The organism is Hydrogenimonas sp., assembly GCF_029933015.1.
Lineage (GTDB): Bacteria > Campylobacterota > Campylobacteria > Campylobacterales > Hydrogenimonadaceae > Hydrogenimonas.
The window spans coordinates 1-5,604 of sequence record NZ_JAOZOZ010000105.1; the positions used below are offsets into that span (position 1 = coordinate 1).

3 protein-coding genes are annotated in these 5,604 nt (G+C 57.5%); all 3 read right to left on the minus strand.

The window, feature by feature from the left end; all coding sequences use genetic code 11:
• A partial coding sequence (locus Q1K23_RS07220) for a PAS domain-containing protein (protein ID WP_300363473.1) occupies positions 1-229 on the minus strand: 229 nt, incomplete at its 3' end.
• Between the two features lie 244 nt (positions 230-473).
• The gene (locus Q1K23_RS07225; RefSeq protein WP_300363474.1) at positions 474-2,831 is read right to left on the minus strand and encodes a DUF87 domain-containing protein; all 2,358 of its coding nucleotides are present in this window, start codon (positions 2,829-2,831) and stop codon (positions 474-476) included.
• Between the two features lie 8 nt (positions 2,832-2,839).
• The coding region (locus tag Q1K23_RS07230) for a DUF748 domain-containing protein (RefSeq protein ID WP_300363475.1) at positions 2,840-5,604 on the minus strand (2,765 nt) is incomplete at its 5' end.

Consider the following 5,604-nt stretch of genomic DNA (forward strand, 5'->3'; position numbering starts at 1 on the left):
AGGGTGTCTGATCCTGTACCTTTATCTTTTCTCTGACCAGATCGCGGGATTCGGGCGCCACGAAATCGAAAACTTTCATACCGATGATTTCATCCTCTTCGTAGCCGAAAATATCCGCGAAGTTTCTGTTGGAGAGGATCGCTTTTCTTTCACTGTCGAAAACGGCGATTCCTTCTATCGCGCTGTCGAGAAGGATATTGAGCGTTTCGACTTCATGGCTTCGTTTCACATATCGGCCTTGTCGTATGGTTTCCGCAAAACCCTTTCGGGAATCCTGCCGTCCGGCTCGGATGGGGCTTTGTCACCATTTTACCATAGAACCCATTTCAAATCCGTCTAAAGGGCCACGTCGGTGTTTCGCGAAAATTTACGTTTTCCTTTTGGAGTGGATTCTACAAATATGAAAGTTCGGGACGATCTCTGTGGGTACCGGTACGCATCAGATGGTGCGACGTATGCGCAGATGCCGCCCCTCACGCCGGACTCCATCTCCAGTACAGCAGAGTCGTGTCGACCTGGATATCGCTTTTTCGGGGTTTGATGAAAAAGGTTTCGACGGGATAGTTTTCGAGCGAATACTTCTCTTCCAGTGCGTCGAGCCTCTCTTCGAGTTCCTCTTTCAGCGCTTCGATCTTCTCTTCGACGGCGGCCAGCCTCTCTTCGGCCCGGGCGACGTCGCTGCGTTCTTTGAGGACGCTTTTGCCCCCTTTGATCGCCTGGCCCACTTTCGAAGCCGCCGACCGTTTTCCGCCGAAGAGGGCGCCGAAGACGGCCAGGCCGGCGTCGATGATGGAGCTGGTGGTCTTCTGCTGCACGTCCTGCTTCTCCTTTTCGAGACGGTGCAGGGCTCTTTGGTAGCGGTCATGGAGCGTTTCGAGCTTTTTGGCGTAGCGCTCCTGCAGCTTTTCGCTCTCTTCCGATCGCTTCTCCTCCAGCATGTCCACGAGGCGTTCTTTGAAACTCTCCAGGCTCTCCCCCGGTCTGGACTCCGCTTTCAGCGCCTTGCAGCGGTAGAGTTCGAGCCGTTTTTCGTCGTAGAGCCAGTCGGCGAAGGCGCGGGCGAAGGGTTTGAGGCTTTTCGCGTTGGCTACGGCGGGGGGAAGGGGCGCGAAGGCGGCATCCTCCCGCGGTTTTTCCGGTGCCCGCTCGAAATCCTCTTCACAGGGCTCCGCTTCGTCCCAGCGGAGCGTCTCGGTCCGTTCGTCCAGCTCATGGATGCGGCACACCTCTTCCTGGATGTCGATGCCCCGGGTGGCGTTGAAAAATCTCACGCGACCTTTGGCCGCGAGGGTGGGGTAGTAGGTGCCGCCGGCCTGCAGGGCGGGTTCGAAGCGCTGGGGAATGGAGGGAGAGAGGATGGGTCGGGCAGAAGGGGCCGCCGCACTCTCGCGTTTTTGGGGTTTCTTTTCTCCGGCGGGGGCGGCGCCTCTCTTTTTCGCGGCCATCAGGATCGAGATATCCCGTTTTTTCAGCGGCCCTTTCAGATAGCTGAGCACCCAGCGGGTTCTAAAGAGACGGACCTGTTCGATGTGGGCGCTTTTGAGGAAAAAGACCCGTTTGGGCAAAGAGGCGATCAACTTTTCTATCCGATCTTTGGAGAGGGTGCCTTCGATCTTGCCGCTGAGCCCCTCGATCACTTTGGAGATGTCCTGTTTCGTCTGCAGGCGCCCGATGAACCAGGTGCCGATGTTCGATAGCCCCTTGTAGTCCAGGTCCACGGGGTTCTGGGTGGAGAGGACCATACCGACCCCGAAGGCCCTGGCCTGTTTGAGCATCAGCATCATCGGCTCTTTGGAGGGCGGGTTTTTCGTCGGGGGGAAGTAACCGTAGATCTCGTCCATGTAGACCAGCGCGCGCAGACGTCCGGTGCCGCTTTGGCGGCGCATCCATCCCAGGATCTTGTTGAGCAGGAGCGTGACGAAAAACATCCGCTCCTGGTCGCTCAGGTGGGCGATGGAGAAGATGGAGATCTTCGACTTCTGGCCGGCGTCGTACATCAGGGCGCCGATGTCGAGGGGGTCGCCCTTGAGCCAGTTTTCGAAGGTGGGGCTGGCCAGGACGTTGTTGAATTTGGAGGCGAGTTTGAAGCGGTCGGATGGCGGGTAGAAGCTCTCCAGCGGCAGCACGCCGATTTTGGAGAAGGGCGGGGTGATGATCTGGGCGATCAGGGTGCCCATGTCCAGCGGTGCCTCCTCCAGCCACGCCCTTTTGACGATCTGGGCGATCAGGATGAACTCGCGGCTCTCCAATGGATCGGCCTCGATGGAGACGAGGGAGAGGAGCGATGCGACGGTGGAGTTGATGGCCGATGCGAGGGTGTCGGGATCCTCGAGGATCGAGCTGTCGGGTATGTCGAGGCTGGCCAGCACGCTCACCGGTACGCCGGCGCTGGAGCCGGGGGTGTAGATCGTGACGTCGTGCTCTTTGAAGCGGCGGATGCGCTCCGTGGTCTGGTCGAAACTCTCGATCCCCTTTTTCCACGTTTCGGCCGTCTTTTTGGCGTACTCCATCGGCTCCACACCCTTCTGCTGGGCATCCTCCTCGACCCACGGCAGGAAATCCTCCGGCTTCAGGTCGTCGAAGGCGAGGCAGAGGTTGCCCATGTCCCCTTTGGGGTCGATGGCGATGACGGGGATGTTGTCGATGGCCGCCTCTTCGAGGATGTCGATCCCCAGTCCCGTCTTTCCGCTGCCGGTCATTCCGATGATGGCGGCGTGGGTCGTGAAGATTTTCGATTTGACGAGTGTCGGGTTTTCCGTCGCTTCCAGCGATTCGGTGTCGAGGTCTTTTCCGAGGTAGAAGATGCCCAGTTTTTCGAAGATTTTTTCCATGTTTACTCCTATTTTGTCGTTCCGAGGCCCAGCTTCAGGGGTACCAGGCCGTTTTCGGCCAGTTTCTGTACAGGTTTCGATTCACCGATGCCCGTGCGGTTTTTCTCTATGCCTTTACCCTTCATGTAGTCTGCGATATGCTGCGCGCGGCTGCGGCCCAGGGCCTTCAGCTCGTCGGTCGTGACGGGTATCGTCACCAGCAGCGCTTCGTAGAGCCGTTCGAGGTATTTGCGCTCGTCGAACTTCTCGTTTTTTTGTTTCAGCTCTTTCCGGTAGGCTTTTTTCAGGGCCATGAGGCTCTTGTAGTCGGTCCGCTTTTTGTAGAGGCCTTCGAGCAGGTCCGCCGTCATCCTGTTTTTGATCTGCTCATCCTTTTTCTGCTTCGTCTCCGCGATGAAGATGTCGCGCAGCTTGCTTTTGCGGATGCCCCGGGTATCGGCGGCGATGTGGTAGGCGCCCGTAAGCTCGAGCTTCAGCAGCGGCCGTTTCTGAAATATCTGGACGATTTTGTCGAGCTTCTCCATCTCGGTCGGGTCGACGACGTCGCTGCCCGGTTCGAAGTCGACGTACTGGAGCTTCTCGCCTTTGATGCCCAGCATGCTTCCCAGGAAGCGGAAGGGGGCGGTCACGATGCCGCTGATCATGTTGCCGATCGCCTGCCAGACCACTTTGCCGATCTTGAATTTCGGGTCGGTCACGTTGCCGTCGACGGGGATGTCCAGGTCGATGACGCCGTCGCTGTCCTTGAGCAGCGCCAGGGCCATCTTGATCGGGGCGTCGATGCTTTCGTTGCTCTCCACCTCGTCGCCCAGCTCCAGTTTTTTCAGGACGATCTTGTTGTCGCTTTTTAGCTTTCCGGCGTCGATGAGGTATTTGAGTTTGAGCCAGAGGCGGCCGTCTTTGATCGTGTAGCCGATATATTTGCCGGTATAGGGGGAGAGGTTGGTGACGTCGAGGTTTCTGAAGTCGATGTCCACTTCGCTCTTTTTGACGGGATTGGCGGCGATCAGAATGGCTTTGATGTTGGCCATGCCGTACTTGTCCACGACACCTTTGAGACGGACGGCGGCGACGTTGTCGGGTTTGGAGCTGATGCCCAGCGCTTCGCCGTTGAGGTCGTGGATGTGGGTCGAGAAGGGCAGCGGCAGCGAGAGGTCGGAGAAGTCGCTGCTGCCGTTTTCGATCTCGATTTTCGTCAGCATGTAGTCGAAGGCATCCTCTTTTTCGCTTTTCGGTCTCTTTTTGGCGGAAGAAGCGCTCTTTTTCCCTTCGACGACGAGCCCGTCGAGATTGGTCGAGCGGTTTTTGCCGATGTGTACCTTCATATAGGGTTTTTCGACACGGATCCGGTCGACTTTCATGGCGTGGGGGAAGAGTTCCAGTTTCGCCGGTTTTAGGGTGATCTTTTCGACCCTGAAGATCTTCTCTTTTTTGTCGGCGTGGTCGATCCGCAGGTTTTTGAGGTCGAGGGAGTAGTCGATCTTCGCCTTCGGTTTCCTGCGGTCGTCGTAGGAGATCTTCGCGCGGCTGTCGAGGGAGCCTTTCGGGATGTCGATGCGTACAAATCTTTGGATATAGGGGAGGTAGGGGTGCAGCGCCACCGACGCGGTCCGCAGGTTCAGCTCCGCCTGCAGGGGATCGGCGAGAAATTTTCCTTTGGCCCAAATGCGCCCTTTTTCGGGTGTGGCGAGGGAGAGCTTGAAGTCCGCTCTCTTTTTCTGAGGCCAGGCGAATCCGTCGATCTGCGCGGTGATCTTTTTCATATCCAGTCTGGCCCGTTCGGGGCCGGAGCGGTCGTCGAGGCGTATCTCTCCTCCGCTCAGGCGCAGCGTGTTAAGGGAGACATTGAAAGGCTTGGTCTTTTTCGTGTCCGCTCTTTTTTTCGGCCGTGAAGATGGGCTTTTTTTCTGAATGAAGAGGCGTTCGAAGTTGCTTCGACCTTTTTTGTCGAGAACCACCGTGCCTTTGGGTGCGTCGATATGGAGGCTCTCGACCGCCAGCCGGTTTTCGGGCATCGTGAGATCGCCGTTTTTCAGCTCGATGCGCCGCAGGGCGGCGGGTTTGTCGCGGGCTTTTTTGTCCAGCAGCGCGATCTTTCCGAGCGCCAGGGTCTTGAGCCGTGCGTGGAGCGTGCCGTTCGTGTCGAACCGGACCGCTCCGATCGTGTGGGCGTGGTCGGCGTCGAGGCGGTAGGCGGGCGTTTCGAAAGCGGTGTGGACCTTTTGCAGTACTGTTTCATCCACGGTGATGTGCCACGGTTTCGACGATGCGTCCGAGGCGGTGGAAGCGTTCGTGTCGCTCTTTTTGGCTTTGCCGCTTTTTTTGAGCCATTTTTCGAAAGAGAGTTTCCCTTTTCTATCCATCGAAGCGTAGAGTTTCGTCTCCTCCAGTGAGACGCTGCCGATGTGGATCGTGCGCTCAGGCCATGCCGCTTCGATGCCCTCTACAGCGAAGCGGCCTATGGTCACAGGTGTCGAAACGGGATCGTCGAGCCTGAAGCCATGCAGGGCGAACCGTCCCTCTTCGATTTTCGCGGCCACCCCGTGGGGTGTCTGAGACGCCCGGTAGGCCAGGTAGAGTTCCGCGGTGCCCTCTTTGATATCGAGATTGGCGAACTCTTTGAGGTAGTGGTTGATTTTGTCGAACCTTCCCCCGTCGACGGTGAGTTCGCCTTCGATGTTGAAAGGATTGAGGGAGATTTTGGAAAAGGATCGGACAATGCCGCTCGATTTCGTTTCGATCTCGTAGGCGATGAACCCGTAATCGCTGGGGA

Coding starts and splice junctions, on each gene's coding strand:
- Q1K23_RS07225 (WP_300363474.1), bottom strand. CDS start 2,831: ATGGAAAAAATCTTCGAAAAACTGGGCATCTTCTACCTCGGAAAAGAC.